At 69.6% G+C, this 11,439-nt stretch carries 12 protein-coding genes and 1 tRNA gene; 7 read left to right on the forward strand and 6 right to left on the reverse strand.

The window, feature by feature from the left end:
• Nucleotides 1-133: 133 nt before the first annotated feature.
• Both CCN37_RS34040 and CCN37_RS34045 read left to right on the forward strand, forming a co-directional pair.
• Nucleotides 134-204, forward strand: a tRNA-Gly gene (locus CCN37_RS34040).
• Between the two features lie 223 nt (nucleotides 205-427).
• A complete protein-coding gene (locus CCN37_RS34045) occupies nucleotides 428-892 on the forward strand; it encodes a MarR family winged helix-turn-helix transcriptional regulator (RefSeq protein ID WP_086828939.1) in 465 nt (154 codons plus the stop codon).
• Here the strand turns inward: CCN37_RS34045 and CCN37_RS34050 are convergent.
• Nucleotides 879-1,142, reverse strand: a complete 264-nt coding sequence (locus CCN37_RS34050; protein WP_143261938.1) for a hypothetical protein — start codon at nucleotides 1,140-1,142, stop codon at nucleotides 879-881. The genes CCN37_RS34045 and CCN37_RS34050 overlap by 14 nt on opposite strands.
• Before the next feature lie 126 nt (nucleotides 1,143-1,268).
• Here CCN37_RS34050 and CCN37_RS34055 point away from each other — a divergent pair, with 126 nt between their 5' ends.
• Both CCN37_RS34055 and CCN37_RS34060 read left to right on the forward strand, forming a co-directional pair.
• On the forward strand, nucleotides 1,269-2,477 hold the full coding sequence (locus CCN37_RS34055) for a GNAT family N-acetyltransferase (protein WP_168200996.1): 1,209 nt from the start codon (nucleotides 1,269-1,271) through the stop codon (nucleotides 2,475-2,477).
• Between the two features lie 68 nt (nucleotides 2,478-2,545).
• Complete coding sequence (locus CCN37_RS34060; protein WP_086828960.1) at nucleotides 2,546-3,301, forward strand: hypothetical protein; 756 nt, start codon at nucleotides 2,546-2,548, stop codon at nucleotides 3,299-3,301.
• 7 nt (nucleotides 3,302-3,308) lie between these two features.
• On the opposite strand, the gene CCN37_RS34065 is transcribed toward CCN37_RS34060, so the two are convergent.
• The 3 genes from CCN37_RS34065 to CCN37_RS34075 are packed head-to-tail and all read right to left on the reverse strand — an operon-like array spanning nucleotide 3,309 to nucleotide 5,010.
• Nucleotides 3,309-4,118 (reverse strand): Fpg/Nei family DNA glycosylase, encoded by an 810-nt coding sequence (locus CCN37_RS34065; protein WP_086828944.1) that lies wholly within the window; start codon nucleotides 4,116-4,118, stop codon nucleotides 3,309-3,311.
• A gap of 15 nt (nucleotides 4,119-4,133) precedes the next feature.
• Nucleotides 4,134-4,502, reverse strand: coding sequence for a hypothetical protein (locus CCN37_RS34070; protein ID WP_143261939.1), 369 nt, complete (start codon nucleotides 4,500-4,502; stop codon nucleotides 4,134-4,136).
• Nucleotides 4,503-4,542: 40 nt separating this feature from the next.
• Nucleotides 4,543-5,010, reverse strand: coding sequence for a ribose-5-phosphate isomerase (locus CCN37_RS34075; RefSeq protein ID WP_210408324.1), 468 nt, complete (start codon nucleotides 5,008-5,010; stop codon nucleotides 4,543-4,545).
• Nucleotides 5,011-5,072: 62 nt separating this feature from the next.
• Here CCN37_RS34075 and CCN37_RS34080 point away from each other — a divergent pair, with 62 nt between their 5' ends.
• Both CCN37_RS34080 and CCN37_RS34085 read left to right on the forward strand, forming a co-directional pair.
• Entirely contained in the window at nucleotides 5,073-5,789 is a 717-nt protein-coding gene (locus CCN37_RS34080; RefSeq protein ID WP_086828950.1) for a 2-phosphosulfolactate phosphatase, read from the forward strand.
• On the forward strand, nucleotides 5,786-6,589 hold the full coding sequence (locus CCN37_RS34085; protein WP_086828952.1) for an MBL fold metallo-hydrolase: 804 nt from the start codon (nucleotides 5,786-5,788) through the stop codon (nucleotides 6,587-6,589). The genes CCN37_RS34080 and CCN37_RS34085 overlap by 4 nt, the downstream gene beginning before the upstream one ends.
• Here the strand turns inward: CCN37_RS34085 and CCN37_RS34090 are convergent.
• Nucleotides 6,576-7,949, reverse strand: a complete 1,374-nt coding sequence (locus CCN37_RS34090; RefSeq protein WP_086828954.1) for an L-serine ammonia-lyase — start codon at nucleotides 7,947-7,949, stop codon at nucleotides 6,576-6,578. The two genes, CCN37_RS34085 and CCN37_RS34090, sit on opposite strands and share 14 nt — an antisense overlap.
• Nucleotides 7,950-8,100: 151 nt before the next feature.
• On the reverse strand, nucleotides 8,101-8,721 hold the full coding sequence (locus CCN37_RS34095) for a DsbA family protein (protein ID WP_086828956.1): 621 nt from the start codon (nucleotides 8,719-8,721) through the stop codon (nucleotides 8,101-8,103).
• Nucleotides 8,722-8,842: 121 nt separating this feature from the next.
• On the opposite strand from CCN37_RS34095, the gene pepN reads away from it, so the two are divergent.
• Nucleotides 8,843-11,407: an aminopeptidase N gene (pepN, locus tag CCN37_RS34100; RefSeq protein WP_086828958.1), complete on the forward strand. Its 2,565-nt coding sequence runs from the start codon at nucleotides 8,843-8,845 to the stop codon at nucleotides 11,405-11,407.
• Nucleotides 11,408-11,439 lie beyond the last annotated feature (32 nt).

An 11,439-nucleotide genomic window follows, 5' to 3' on the forward strand; every position in this document is an offset into this window, starting at 1 on the left:
ACAGGATTTGAACCTGCGACCCCCCGCTCCCAAAGCGGGTGCGCTACCAAGCTGCGCCACACCCCGGTACTGACTCGCACGAGCCTAGCCGGAGCCTGTAGGCTTCCCAGCGTCGCCTCTGACGAGGCGTCGTGCGGGTGTAGCTCAATGGTAGAGCCCCAGCCTTCCAAGCTGGCCACGCGGGTTCGATTCCCGTCACCCGCTCGCGTCCTCAGGCCGACTCCGCTCAGTGGCTTCGCCACTTCGCCGGGTCGGCCTTTGTGATGTTGGGGACCGAGTCCCCCAAACCCCCTACGGTGCGGGTTCCTCGCGAACCAGCGTGGTTCGGCGGCCGGGGGACCACCATCGGTGTTGGGCGGTGTCCGCTGGCGGGGGCTGTCCTTTGTGGACGGTCTTGTGGGTTTCGGGCTCGTTTACAGTCGGGGGCATGAGCGAGCCGCGCTGGTTGTCCCCGCAGGAGATGCGCGCGTGGCTCGGCTACCTGGAGGCCACGAACCTGCTGGAGCGCCAGCTGGAGCGGCAGTTGCAGGACGAGGCCGGGATCTCGCACGCGCAGTACGACATCCTGTCGACGCTGTCCGCGAGCCCGCAGCGGCGGATGCGGATGACGGAGCTGGCGGCGGCGGTGATCGTCTCCAAGAGCGGCCTGACCTACCAGGTCGGCAAGCTGGAGAAGGCGGGGTTGGTGCGCAGGGTGGCGCACCCGCTGGACGAGCGCGGGGTGCTGGCGGTGCTCACCGACGCGGGGATCGCGTTGCTGGAGCGGATCGCGCCGGGGCACGTGCGGACCGTGCGGGAGTTCCTGATCGACGTGCTCTCCCCCGACCAGCTCGGTCAGCTCGCCGAGATCACCTCGGCGATGCGGGAGCGGTTGCGCGCTAGTCCTGGCTGAACTGGGCTTCCAGCACGGCGATGCGCTGTTCGACGGTGACGGCGTCGGCGGCGAGTTCCCTGGTGCGCTGGGCGGCGAGGGCGAGCCGCCAGCCGTCGTCGACGAGGTGCTCTCCGGCCTCGGCGGGGATGTCCCACTCGCGCACGGCGCGGGCCAGTTCGTCGGCGATCCGGTCGGCCCGGTCGGCGAGGTCGAGAAGGGACTGCCTGCCCGCTTCGGACATCAACGTTGATGACTCCGGCAGATTCATGTCAATGAAGTTATCCCCGCCGACCTGATTGTTTGCTCGATGTTGACCACCGTCACACGGTGCGTGACGGCACGAAGCGCGGCAAAACCGGTGGCCGTGCGCGCGCACCCCGGTTACACAGTGACGATGACCACAGCGACGCCGCGCGTCCGGCTGCTCGACGACTCCGATTTCGAGGTCTTCCACCGGGTCGTGAACTCGGCGTTCCTGACGACGTCCACCGACGGCGAGGTGGCGAGGGATCGGCTGCTGTTCGGCACCGGGCGCTTCCACGGCGCATTCGACGGGGACGACCTGATCGGCGGCGCGGGAATCCTTTCGAAAAGGATGACAATGCCCGGCACCGGTTCGCGCGCGGTTGCTGGAGTGACCGCCGTCGCGACCGCTCCCGGAAATCGTCGGCGGGGTGTTCTGACAAGCCTCATGCGCACGCAGCTCGAGGGGCTGCACGAGGAGGCGGCGCAGCCGATCGCCGCGCTGTGGAGTGCTGAGGCGGGCATCTACGGGCGTTTCGGGTACGGCCCCGCGTCGATGCGCCTGTTCACCGGAGTGCCGCGCGGATCAGCTTTCTTGTCCACTGTGGACTGTGGGAGCGATCGCGTGCGCGAGCTGACGCGCGATGCTGCTTTTGTTGCCATGAAAGAGATCTACGAGCAAGTCACGCCTTCGCGCATTGGCTGGCTTGCCCGCACAGATGACGACTGGGCGCACTGGTACCACGAGGACGAGCCCAATCCGTTCCGGTTCGCCGTGCTCTCCGGGGCCTACGCGGCGTATCGGGTGCGCAGGGACTGGGCGATTCGCGGACCGCAGCACAAGGTCGACGTGCACGAGATCGTCGCGGTGGACCCCGTGTCGTACGCGGCGATGTGGCGCTACCTGCTGGACCTCGACCTGGTCGGCGAGGTCATCCACAACAACCTGGCGGTGGACGATCCGCTGCCGCACCTGCTGGTCAACCCTCGCGCTGCTGAGCGCAGGGTCGGCGACGGGCTGTGGCTCCGCCTCGTCGACGTGGACCGCGCGCTGGTGGAACGCCGCTACAGCGCGCCCGCCGACCTCGTTCTGGAGCTGGGCGACGCCTTCTGCCCCTGGAACGCGGGACGGTGGCGGTTCACCGTGGACTCCGACGGGTCGGCGCGGGTTCGACGCAGCGATGACGACGCGGACCTCGCGCTGAGCACGACGGAGCTGGGCTCGCTGTTCCTCGGCGGCGTCGGCGTGGCGGGGTTGGCAGGGGCCGGACGGATCGGGGAACTGCGCTCGGGCGCGCTGGCCGCGCTCGGGCTGGCCTTCTCGACGGAGCACCAGCCGCACTCCCCCGACCTGTTCTGAGCGGGAACCCACGAGGTGGTCTCGTCCGTTGACCACATGAGTCGAGTCCCGTGATCGAAAGGCCCGTGATGGAGTTCCTCTTGCTGGTGCTGGTCATCGCGCTGATCGGCGGGATGGTGGTGGTGTCCCGGCAGCGCGCGGCCGCGCAGCGCCGGGAACTGGACGACGCGAAGGCCGAGGCCCGCCGCTGGGTGGAACGCCTCGGCGGCCAAGTGGTCAACCTGATCGGCACGAACGAGGCCGCCAAGCAGGCGCTGGCCGACGCGTCCGAGCGCTACACCGCGGCGGGCTCGCAGATGGAGCAGGCGAACACCGCCGCGCAGTGCCGCCTCGCCACGCAGACCGCGATGGAGGGCCTCTACTACGTGCGCGCGGCGCGCGTGGCCATGGACATGGACCCGGGCCCTGAGCTGCCGGACCTGAACGGGCAGCGGCACGCCGGCTCGGTGACCGAGGAGCGCGACGTCGAGGTGCAGGGCCACGACTACATGGCCTCGCCGCGCCCGGGCAACCGCACTCCGCACTACTACCCCGGCGGCATGGTGGCCGGGCGGCCGGTGCCGCAGGGTTGGTACAGCGAGCCGTGGTGGAAGCCCGCGCTGGTCGCGGGCGCTTGGGGCGTCGGCTCCGCGCTGTTGTTCGGCGCGATGTTCTCCGGCATGGCCGGGGTCGCGGCGGCGGCCGCCGTCAGCGACATGGGCGGGCTTGACGGGGTTGGCGACCTGGCCGGGGCGAGCGACATGGACAGCATCGGCGACATCGGCACCGATTTCGGCGGCGACATGGGCGGATTCGACTTCGGCGGCAGCGACTTCGACTTCTAGCCGACTGCTAGCCCGCCTGGCAGGTGGGACACCAGTAGAGGTTGCGGGCGACGAGCTTCGCGATCGCCACTGGTGTCCCGCAGACCAGGCACGGCTGGGAATCCCTGCGGTAGACGTAGACCTCGCCGCCGTGCCGGTCCTCGCGCGGCGCGCGCCCCATCGCCTCGGGCTCGTGCTCCGGGCGGACGGTGTCGATGCGGCCGACGCGGACGCCGTACTCCATCAGCTCCTTGAGGTCCTCCCAGATCGCCTTCCACGTGGCCTCGTCGATGTCGCGGCCGGGCGTCAGGGGCGGGATGCCCAGGCGGTAGAGGACTTCAGCGCGGAAGATGTTGCCCGCGCCCGCGACGATGCGCTGGTCCATCAGCAGGGCCGCGATCGACGTGCGCGAGTTCTGGATTCGCCGCCACGCCTTGTCGGCGTCCGCGTCCGCGCGCAGCGGGTCCGGCCCCAAGCGCTCGCGCAGCACCTCGACCTCTTCCTCCGTCAGCACCTCGCACGCGGTCGGGCCGCGCAGATCGGTCCAGTGCGTCGGCCCGATGACGCGCATCCGCACGAGCCCCTGCGGCGGTGTGACCGGACGGGGCTCCTCCGCGAACTTCCCGTACAGGCCCAAGTGGACGTGCACCGTGCGGTCCGGGCCGTAGTGGTGCAGCAGGTGCTTGCCCACGGCCTCAGCGCTCTCGAAGACGTGCCCGTTGACGAGCGAGGCGCCGATCGCGAAGCGGCCCTGCGGACTGTCCACGGCCACCTCGTGGCCCGCGTAGCGCTTGTGGTGCAGCCGGGCGAGCCGGTGCAGCGTGTGACCTTCAGGCATCTGCGCTCATTCGGTTCAGCTGGGCCACCACGCGGGGCCCCATGCGATCACGGAGAGGCAAACGTAGCCGAGCAGGCACCAGGCAGCGATCAGCAGGCCGGAGCGGACCGCGCTGCCCACGACGAGCTGTGCGCGACGGCGCCGCGCGTGCATCACTCCGGCGACGAGGGCGATGACGGGCACCACGAAGGCGCTGACGATCAGCCACACACCGATGCCCAGGCCGCAGTCGGGCGGGCCGCACGGGGGCTGGCCGTCGAAGGAGTTGATGATGACCGTGCTCTGCACGAAGTACAGCGCCAGCACGCCGACCACGGTCACGCCGAAAGCGACCGCGGCGGACACCAGCCACGTCGCCGTTCCGAACTCACGCACACGAGCCATGCGCTCCCGGGTACCCACCGGGAGCGCACGGCAACCGGTGTCAGGGCAGGACGGGCGCTTCCTTGGTCTTCTCGTACTCCGAGATGAGGCCGATGCGGCGGATGTGCCGCTCGTCGTCGGAGAACGGGGTCCCGACGAAGGCGTCCACGATCGCCGCGGCCTGCTCCTCGGTGTGCTGGCGGGCGCCGACGCCGATCACCTGGGCGTTGTTGTGCTCCCTGGCGAGCTGGGCGATCTCGGTGCTCCAGGCCAGCGCAGCGCGGCAGCCCTCGACCTTGTTCGCGGCGATCTGCTCGCCGTTGCCGGAGCCGCCGATGACGACGCCGAGGCTGCCGGAGTCCGCGACGACGCGGCGGGCGGTCTCGATGCAGAAGGGCGGGTAGTCGTCCAGGGCGTCGTAGGCGTGCGGGCCGACGTCGACGACGTCGTGACCGCGGCCGGTGAGGTGCTCGACGAGGTAGGACTTCAACTCGAAGCCCGCGTGGTCCGATCCAAGATAAACGCGCACGGAAACGGAGTCTGTCATCCGCCGTCCGGGTATTCGCTGGCCGCCCCTGCCAGGATGCTCTGGTGGACGCGTGGTTCAGGCAGGACGGCTACCAGGTACGACTCGAATGGGGACCCGACGGGGTGACCGCGCTCGGCGCCGACTGCGCTGTGCTCGTCATCGTCGATGTGTTGTCCTTCACGACTTCCGTGGACATCGCGGTGAGCAGGGGCGCCCGGATCGTGCCCCTGCGCTGGAAGGACGAGGCCGCCGCCGCGCAGGCCCGCCTGGCCGGGCTGCCCGTGGGTGAGGCGTTCCACAACAAGCTCTCGCTGCGCCCGTCCTCGCTGACCTCGATCGAAGCGGGCACCACGCTGGCGCTGCCTTCGCCGAACGGCGCGACGCTGTGCGATCTGGCGTCGAGGACCTCCGCCCAGGTGCTGACGGGCTGCCTCCGCAACGCCGACGCCGTGGCCGCACGAGCGCGTGAACTCGCCGGTGACCGCCCGATCGGGGTCATCGCGGGCGGAGAGCGCTGGCGGCTGCCCGGCGACCCGCTGCGGCCGTGCTGGGAGGACCTGCTCGGCGCGGGCGCGATCATCTCCGCGTTGCGTGTTGGGCGCTCGCCCGAAGCGGAGATGGCCGCGCTGACCTATGCGGCGACCGGGGCCTCGCTGCTGCGCGAGTGCGTCGGGGCGAAGGAGCTGATCGCGGCGGGCTACCCCGACGATGTTCGCCTGGCCACCGAGGTCAACGTCAGCACCGCGATCCCGCAGCTACGCGATGGAGTTCTTTCGTGACTTCATGGATCGAGATCGCCGACCGTGTGCACGTACGGCGCTATTCGGAGCTCGACCTCACCGTCGGGCTCGTCGTCGGCGATGACGGCTGTTTGGTGATCGACACTCGCGGCGATCTGGAGCAGGGCGCTGAGCTGGCCGCTGCCGTCCGCTCGCTCACGCCGCTCCCGTGGACGGTCGTGTACACGCACGCCCACTTCGACCACTGCTTCGGCACTTCGGCGTTCCCCGGAGCTTCGGTGTGGGCGCATCGCTTGTGCCACAAGGACATGGTCGAGCACGGCGCTTCCGAGCTGCGGAAGTGGAGTTCCCACTACCGCGCCGAGGGCAAGCCGTCGATCGCTGCCGCCCTGGACCGCACGTCGCTGGTGCTGCCGACCGATCTCGTTGACGACCGCGCTTCGATTTCCCTTGGCGGGCGGGAAGTTTCTTTGGTGTACGCGGGGTTGGCGCACTCCAGCGGCGACCTGCTCGTGCACGTTCCGGACGCCCGCGTGCTGTTCGTCGGCGACCTCGTGGAGAACGGCGCTCCGCCCCAGTTCGGCGACGCGCATCCGTTGAGCTGGCCGACCGCCCTGACCACGATCCTGGAGTTCGACGTCGACGTTGTCGTTGCGGGGCACGGAGATCCGGTCGTCCTCGACTTCGTCGCCACTCAGCGCGAGGAGCTGCGCGCGGTCGCCCAGCTCTGCCGCGCCGTCGCGTCCGGCGAACTGTCCACTGAGGACGCTTTGGCGGCGTCCCCGTATCCCGCCGAGTTCACCCGCGAGGCGTTGGAGCGCGTCCTCAGCACTCGATGACGTTGACGGCGAGGCCGCCGCGCGCGGTCTCCTTGTACTTCACCTTCATGTCGGCGCCGGTCTCGCGCATCGTCTTGATGGCCTTGTCCAGCGACACGAAGTGCGTGCCGTCGCCACGGATCGCCATGCGTGAAGCGGTGATCGCCTTGATGGACGCGACGGCGTTGCGCTCGATGCACGGGATCTGCACGAGCCCACCGATGGGGTCGCAGGTGAGGCCGAGGTTGTGCTCCAGCGCGATCTCGGCGGCGTTCTCGACCTGCTCCGGGGTCCCGCCGAGGACCTCGGTCAGCCCGGCGGCGGCCATGGAGCACGCGGAGCCGACCTCGCCCTGGCACCCGACCTCGGCGCCGGAGATGGACGCGTTCTCCTTGTACAGCACGCCGATCGCGGCGGCGGTGAGCAGGAAGCGGACGATCGCGTCGTCGTTGGCGCCGGGCACGAAGCGCGCGTAGTAGTGCAGCACGGCGGGGATGATCCCGGCGGCGCCGTTGGTGGGGGCGGTGACGACGCGGCCACCGGAGGCGTTCTGCTCGTTGACGGCGAGGGCGAACAGGGTCACCCAGTCCATGACGCGCAACGGATCGGTCGTGTAGTGCTCGGTGGACAGCGTCTGGAACAAGGTGGCGGCACGGCGCTGGACCTTGAGACCGCCGGGAAGCACGCCCTGCGTCTGGCAGCCCTCGCTGACGCAGTCCTGCATGACCTGCCAGATCTTCAGCAGGCCCGCGCGGATCTCGGCCTCGGAGCGCCACGCCTGCTCGTTGGCGAGCATGATGTCGCTGATCGACATGCCGGTGCGCTTGGTCTGCTCCAGCAGCTCGACGCCGTTGCGGAACGGGTACGGCAGCGCGGTGTCGTCTTCCTTGATCCGGTCGGCGCCCGCGGCGTTCTCGTCGACGACGAAACCACCGCCGACGGAGTAGTAGGTCCGCGCGCGCAGCTCGGTGCCCTTGGCGTCGAAGGCCGCGAAGGTCATGCCGTTGGGGTGGTACGGGAGCGACTTGCGGCGGTGCAGCGTCAGGTCCTCGCGCTCGGCGAAGGCGATCTCGTGCGTGCCGAGCAGGTTGAGCCGCTTGCTCGCGCGGATCTGGGCCACCCTGGGCTCGACCGAGTCGGTGTCGACCGACTCCGGGTCCTCGCCCTCGAGGCCGAGCAGCACGGCCTTGTCACTGCCGTGGCCGTGGCCGGTGGCGCCGAGCGAGCCGAACAGCTCCGAGCGCACGCGGACGACCTCGGCGAGCAGGCCATCGGCCTTCAGACCTGCGACGAACGTGTGCGCCGCGCGCATCGGGCCGACCGTGTGCGAACTGGACGGACCGATGCCGATCTTGAAGAGCTCGAACACGCTGATCGCCATCTGCGCCTACCACTTCCCTGCCGATCATGGCCGCCCCGTTGCGGCCATGTCCGAGTCTGACACAGCCGGGTGAACACGAGCCCCACGCAGTGAAAACGGCGCCACCGCCGAGGTGACGCCGTTCACGTTGTGCACCGATTCAGGAGAAGAATCAGGAGAAATCGGGGTCCTCGGTCCGCGTCCGCTTCAACTCGAAGAAGTGCGGGAAGCCCGCCAGCAGCCGGGCGCCGTCGAAGACCTTGCCCGCGTCCTCGCCGCGCGGGATGCGCGAGAGCACCGGGCCGAAGAACGCCACGCCGTCGACGTGGATGACCGGGGTGCCGACGTCCATGCCCACCGGGTCCATGCCGCGGTGGTGGCTGACCTTCAGCTCCTCGTCGTGCTCCGTGGAGGTCGCGGCCTCGGCCAGCTCCGCGGGCAGGCCCAGCTCGGCGAGGGACTCCGCGATCACGTTGTCCCAGTCCTGCCGACCGTTGTTGTGGATGCGCGTGCCCAGCGCGGTGTAGAGCGGGCGCAGCACCTCCTGGCCGTGCTTCTTCGCGGCGGCGATGGCCACGCGCACCGGGCCCCAGCCCCTGGTCAGCAGCTCCTTGTACTGCTCGGGGAGGTCACGGCCGGTGTTGAGCACGGAGAGGCTCATCACGTGGAAGTCCAGCTCCACGTCACGGACCTGCTCGACCTCCAGCATCCAGCGGGAGGTGATCCAGGCCCACGGGCACAGCGGGTCGAACCAGAAGTCGACGCGGGTCTTGCCAGGCTCAACAGCGGTCATGTCGATGCCAACCCCTGAACCGTGCTCACCATTCCCCGGCGCAGGTAGTAAAAAGTTCTTTGGGGGTCCGTGATTGGATGCCCAGAAGTCGACGTCTACGAACCAGGACAGGGGTGAACACGTGGCAGCACCGAACCTCACGTGGGAGCAGGCGCGGCAGCGCGCCGCGCTGCTGAAGGTGGAGTCCTACGACATCTCCTTGGACCTCACCGACGGTGCCGCCGGGCCTGGTGAGACCACCTTCCGCTCCACCACGACGGCCCGCTTCACCTGCTCGGAGCCGGGCGCGTCCACGTGGGTGGACATCGTCGCGGCCGGGGTGCGGCGCGCGGTGCTCAACGGCGTGGAGCTGGACGTCACCGGCTACCGCGAGGAGGACGGCATCGCGCTGCCCGGCCTCGCCGCGACCAACGAACTGCTCGTCGAGGCGGACTGCCGGTACATGAACACCGGCGAGGGCGTGCACCGCTTCGTCGACCCGGTGGACAAGTCGGTCTACCTCTACACCCAGTTCGAGACGGCGGACGCGAAGCGGATGTTCGCCTGCTTCGACCAGCCGGACCTGAAGTCGGTCTACACGCTGACGGTGACCGCGGCCAACGACTGGAAGGTCATCTCCAACGCGGCGGCCACCGGCACCGAGAGCACCGAGCTGGGCGCGGTGACGCACCGATTCCCCACCACCAAGCCGATGTCGACCTACCTCGTCGCGCTGGTGGCCGGTCCCTACGCGGAGTGGCGCGACGTCTACACCGACGACGAGGGCGACATCCCGCTCGGCCTCTACGTGCGCGCCTCGCTGGCCGAGCACATGGACCACGAGCGCCTGTTCACCGAGACCAAGCAGGGTTTCGAGTTCTTCAACAAGGCGTTCGGGGTGCGCTACCCCTTCGGCAAGTACGACCAGTGCTTCGTGCCGGAGTTCAACGCGGGCGCCATGGAGAACGCGGGCTGCGTGACCTTCCGCGACGAGTACATCTTCCGCTCGCGCGTCACCCGCTACGTCTACGAGCGCCGCGCCGAGACCGTGCTGCACGAGATGGCGCACATGTGGTTCGGCGACCTGGTCACCATGCGCTGGTGGGACGACCTGTGGCTGAACGAGTCCTTCGCGACCTGGGCCAGCGTCTACGCGCAGTCCGAGGCCACCGAGTACAAGAGCGCGTGGACCACCTTCGCCAACGTGGAGAAGTCGTGGGCCTACCGGCAGGACATGCTGCCGTCCACGCACCCGATCGCGTGCGAGATCAGCGACGTCGAGGCCGTTGAGGTCAACTTCGACGGCATCACCTACGCGAAGGGCGCCAGCGTCCTCAAGCAGCTCGTCGCGTACGTGGGCATCGAGAACTTCCTCTCCGGCCTGCGGATGTACTTCGACAAGCACGCGTGGGGCAACGCCACGCTCGCCGATCTGCTCAGCTCGCTGGAGCAGGCATCCGGGCGCGACCTGTCGTGGTGGAGCGCGCAGTGGTTGCAGACCACGGGCATGAACACGCTGCGCCCGCGCTTCGAGGTCGACGCGAGCGACCGGTTCACCTCCTTCGCCGTGCTGCAGAGCGGCGCCAAGCCGGGTGCCGGTGAGCTGCGCACGCACCGCACCGCGATCGGCGTCTACGACCGCGACGAGAGCACGGGCAAGCTCGTGCGGATCAACCGCATCGAGCTCGACGTGGACGGCGAGGTCACCGAGGTGCCCGAGCTGGTCGGCACTCCGCGCGGCAAGCTCGTGCTGGTCAACGACGACGACCTGACCTACTGCGCGATGCGCCTGGACCCGGCTTCGCTGGCCACGCTGATCGACAGCATCGGCGACGTCGAGCAGTCCCTGCCGCGCACGCTGTGCTGGTCCGCGGCGTGGGAGATGACCCGCGAGGCCGAGCTGAAGGCCCGCGACTTCATCACCCTGGTGCTCAACGGCATCGACTCGGAATCCGAGATCGGCGTCGTGATGCGGCTGCTGATGCAGGCCCAGGCGGCGCTCAACTCCTACGCCGACCCCTCGTGGCGCTCCGAGGGCTGGTTCCGCTTCACCAGCAAGCTCTTCGAGCTGGTGGAGAGCGCGGAGGAAGGCTCCGACCAGCAGCTGACCTACGTCAACACGCTGTGCGGCTCGGTGCTGCGGCCCGAGCAGGCCGACGTGCTGCGCGGCTGGCTGGACGGCTCCCGCGAGCTGCGCGGCCTCACCGTGGACACCGACCTGCGCTGGCGGCTGCTGCACGCTCTCGTCTCGCACGGCGCCGCCGGTGAGGACGAGATCGAGGCGGAGCTGGCCGCCGACCAGACCGCGACCGGTCAGCGCGCGGCCGAGCGCGCCCGCGCCGCCCGTCCGCTGGCCGAGGCCAAGGCGGAGGCGTGGGAGCGGGCCATGCGCGACGACGAGCTGCCCAACGCGATCAACGAGGCGATCGTCGGCGGCTTCTACCACCCGGCGCAGATCGAGCTGCTGCTGCCGTACGTGCCGCGCTACTTCGCCGAGGTGGCGGAGATGTGGTCGCGCCGCTCCACCGAGCAGGCCCAGCCGTGCGTCGAGGGCCTGTTCCCGAGCTGGGCGATCGAGCAGTCCACGGTGGACGCCGCCGACGCGTGGCTGGAGGGCGAGGCCTCCCCCGCGCTGCGCCGGCTGATCACCGAGGGCCGCGCGGGCGTCGTCCGCGCACTCCGAGCCCGCGAGTTCGACCGCTCGTAACCCCGAACGCGACAACGCCCGCCCACTGCGAC

It is taken from the genome of Allokutzneria sp. NRRL B-24872 (assembly GCF_002155965.1).
In the GTDB taxonomy this organism is placed as follows: domain Bacteria; phylum Actinomycetota; class Actinomycetes; order Mycobacteriales; family Pseudonocardiaceae; genus Allokutzneria.

Excerpts from the sequence above, each read along its gene's own strand:
- CCN37_RS34045 (WP_086828939.1), top strand. The coding sequence starts at position 428 with ATGAGCGAGCCGCGCTGGTTGTCCCCGCAGGAGATGCGCGCGTGGCTC.
- CCN37_RS34050 (WP_143261938.1), bottom strand. The coding sequence starts at position 1,142 with ATGAATCTGCCGGAGTCATCAACGTTGATGTCCGAAGCGGGCAGGCAG.
- CCN37_RS34055 (WP_168200996.1), top strand. The coding sequence starts at position 1,269 with ATGACCACAGCGACGCCGCGCGTCCGGCTGCTCGACGACTCCGATTTC.
- CCN37_RS34060 (WP_086828960.1), top strand. The coding sequence starts at position 2,546 with ATGGAGTTCCTCTTGCTGGTGCTGGTCATCGCGCTGATCGGCGGGATG.
- CCN37_RS34065 (WP_086828944.1), bottom strand. The coding sequence starts at position 4,118 with ATGCCTGAAGGTCACACGCTGCACCGGCTCGCCCGGCTGCACCACAAG.
- CCN37_RS34070 (WP_143261939.1), bottom strand. The coding sequence starts at position 4,502 with ATGGCTCGTGTGCGTGAGTTCGGAACGGCGACGTGGCTGGTGTCCGCC.
- CCN37_RS34090 (WP_086828954.1), bottom strand. The coding sequence starts at position 7,949 with ATGGCGATCAGCGTGTTCGAGCTCTTCAAGATCGGCATCGGTCCGTCC.
- CCN37_RS34095 (WP_086828956.1), bottom strand. The coding sequence starts at position 8,721 with ATGACCGCTGTTGAGCCTGGCAAGACCCGCGTCGACTTCTGGTTCGAC.